Origin of the sequence: Rhodococcus sp. R1101 (assembly GCF_000278445.1) — a bacterium.
In the GTDB taxonomy this organism is placed as follows: Bacteria; Actinomycetota; Actinomycetes; order Mycobacteriales; family Mycobacteriaceae; genus Rhodococcus; species Rhodococcus gordoniae.
This window is the reverse complement of sequence record NZ_AJVB01000486.1, coordinates 1-2,896: the sequence shown is the minus strand read 5'-3', so window position 1 is coordinate 2,896 and position 2,896 is coordinate 1. Positions and strand designations below refer to the sequence as shown.

The 2,896-nt window shown below is 70.8% G+C and carries 1 protein-coding gene and 3 pseudogenes; 3 read left to right on the top strand and 1 reads right to left on the bottom strand.

Annotation, left to right across the window (positions count from 1 at the left end; translation table 11 throughout):
- Both R1101_RS27750 and R1101_RS31550 read left to right on the top strand, forming a co-directional pair.
- Positions 1–1,331 (top strand): annotated as a pseudogene (locus R1101_RS27750) (ATP-binding protein); the annotation flags it as partial.
- A pseudogene (locus R1101_RS31550) lies at positions 1,328–1,866 on the top strand (phosphatase PAP2 family protein). The pseudogenes R1101_RS27750 and R1101_RS31550, both read left to right, overlap by 4 nt.
- 38 nt (positions 1,867–1,904) lie before the next feature.
- On the opposite strand, the gene R1101_RS0120310 reads toward R1101_RS31550, so the two are convergent.
- The gene (locus R1101_RS0120310; protein WP_016935129.1) at positions 1,905–2,156 is read right to left on the bottom strand and encodes a DUF2530 domain-containing protein; all 252 of its coding nucleotides are present in this window, start codon (positions 2,154–2,156) and stop codon (positions 1,905–1,907) included.
- 81 nt (positions 2,157–2,237) lie between these two features.
- Between R1101_RS0120310 and R1101_RS0120305 the strand changes: the two are divergent.
- A pseudogene (locus tag R1101_RS0120305) lies at positions 2,238–2,896 on the top strand (NCS2 family permease); the annotation flags it as partial.

Here is a 2,896-nt window from a genome sequence, read left to right as displayed (position 1 = left end):
TCGGGGCCGGCACCGTGACGGTCGAGGATCTGCTCGCCGACCCGGCGCTCGCCGCCGCCGTCGAGGACGCCGATCCCGACGACATCGACCCGGACGGCGACCTCCCGGCCGGCGAGCTCGCCGACGTCGTGCTCCGGCTGGTGCCGTTCGCCTCCGCTGCGGCCGTGCCTCGCGAACTCGGGGCGTTGCTGCTGCCCGACACCCACGGCGATGCCGTTCCCGCCGACGAACTCCTGCTCCCCGGCGCGCCGCTCGCCGAGGTGCTGGTCGAGGACGCACCCTTCGGCACCGTCGACCCGTCCGTCGTCGACCGGTACGGGGCCGACGCACTGCGCGCGATCGGTGTGGGCTGGGGCTTCACGGTCCTCCGCGCCGACCTGCCCACCGGTCCCGATCACGACCTGCCCGACGAACACCTCTGGTGGGAGCGACTCGACGACGATCCCGAGACGCTCGTCGCGGTGCGCGATCTCGATCTCGTCGACGATCGTCGCTGGTCACGGGCGCTGACCCTGCTGGCGACCGAACCCACTACGGCCGAGGCGCTCGCCGACCCTGCCGGATACACCGCGTGGTACCTGCGCACCCGCGCGTCGCTCGACGGCCGGCCCCTGGGGCACTACCGTTTCGCCGACGACGTCCTGTTCGACGGTCTCCTCGATCCCTGCACCCATCCCGACGCGGCCGCCTTCCGCGGTGCCCTCGCCGGGACGGTGATCGAGGACCTCGATCTGGCACAGACATTGCTCGACCGGCTCGCCGACGAGAGCCGATCGCCGGGACCGGCGGCGATCGTCGCCGCTCACGACGCGCTCGCCGCGGCCTTCTCGTCGGGCGGTCTCGATCCCGAGTCGGTCACCCTGCCCGACGGGGTGCGCAGCCTGGCGGGCACCGTCGCCGATGCCGCGGACGCTCTCGTCCCCGACCGTCCGTGGTTCGCGGCCGTCATCCCGCACGGCCGGCTCGTCACCGGCGGACGGGGAACCGCGCCCGCGCTCGCGGACGTGCTCGACATCGCCGTGGCGTCGGCGGTCGTCGACGCCGAACCCGTCGAGCAGGGACACAGCTCGACCTGGGAACGCGAGCCTGCCGCCGTCCTGGCCGGGATCGTCGCCGGTGTACCGCTTCCGCGCGGGGTGCTCGCCCTGCACGACCGGCTGGTCGTGCGCTGCTCCGGGGCCCTGGCCGGGGAGATCGAGGTCGACTGGTGGGTCGATGCCGCCGGCACCGTCCACAGCACGCCGAAGGGCCTGGCCGCCGCGCTCACCGCGCTCGCGGCGGGCAGCGCGACCGTGGTGGCAGCTGCGCCGCACCCGGGAACCGGACCGTGACGATCGACGTCGCGGTGCTCGACTGGATGGTCTCGATCCGCGAGCCCGGACTCACCACCGCAGTGACCGTCCTCACCCATACGGGCGGGGGAATCGCGACGAGTCTGATCGCGACGGTGACGACGTTGTTGCTGGTCCGCGCCGATCGTCTGCGCGATGCCGTCTTCGTGGCCGGTGCCGTACTGACGGGCTGGCCGGTGATGTCGCTGCTCAAGCATCTGTTCGGCCGCGTCCGGCCCCCCGAACCCGAACGGCTGGTCGTCCTGCACACCGAGTCGTTCCCTTCGGGACATGCGACGACCAGTGCCGTGCTGGCCACGGTGCTCGTGGCGGTGGTGGTGCGCACGTGGCCGCGGGGGATCGTCGCCGGACGGTCGCGACGGCGGCGCTCGCAACGTACACCCTGGCCATCGGGTTCTCCCGCGTCTACCTGGCCGCGCACTGGCTCACCGATGTCGTCGTGGGCTGGATCTTCGGGATCACCTGGGCCGTGCTGTGGGTGTGGTTGATCACTCGCGTGCGGATCCGCCGCTGACCCGCCGCGGGCGTCTCGCGGACGGCGGTGTACGGGAATCAGTCCAGACCCACCTGGGCGCCGCGGTCGCCGCGACGGGCGGCGCGACGCTGCAGCAGGAAGAGCGCAGTTCCCAGCAGCCCCACCAGGATTCCCGCCACACAGATCGGTAGCGCATCGTCGCGGAGATCGCCGCCGACCCACAGCACGACGACGGTCGCCACCACCCACAGAGCGGTTCCCACGGCGAGCGCGGGGCGGGGGTCGGCGAGGCGTCGGATACGGGCGGCGACGAGCTGGGCGGGTTCCACGGATTGCAGATTAGTTCCTTCGCGCTGCAATAATCGGTTCCCGTTGCGACGCCCCGTACTCGACGAGCGGATTTTGTGGACATGGCCGTAGGCACCGACTCCAAGCGAACGTCCTTTCTGGACGCCTATTTCAAGATCACCGAGCGCGGTTCGACCGTGTCCCGGGAGGTGCGTGGCGGCATCGTCACGTTCTTCGCGATGTCGTACATCGTGGTCCTCAACCCGTTGATCCTCGGTAGTTTCTCCGCCGACGACGCGAGCGCGAAGGTCGACGTACTGGGCAACATCCTGCCCATCAACCAGGTCGCGGCCGTCACCGCGCTGGTCGCCGGCTTCATGAGCATCGTCTTCGGTGTGGTCGCCAACTATCCGTTCGCCATCGCCGCCGGCCTGGGCATCAACAGCCTGCTCGCGGTGACCATCGCCCCGCAGGTGACCTGGCCCGAAGCGATGGGTCTGGTGGTCATCGACGGCATCATCATCGTCGTGCTGGCCCTGACCGGCTTCCGCACCGCGGTGTTCAACGCCATCCCGGCGGAACTGAAGGCCGCCATCGCCGCCGGTATCGGCGCCTTCATCGCCATGATCGGTCTCGTCGACGCCGGCTTCGTGCGCCGCATCCCCGACGCCGCCGGCACCACCGTGCCGGTCGGCCTGGGTATCGACGGATCGATCGCCTCGTGGCCGACCTTCGTCTTCGTCGTCGGTGTCCTGCTGATGGGTGTGCTCGTCGCACGCAA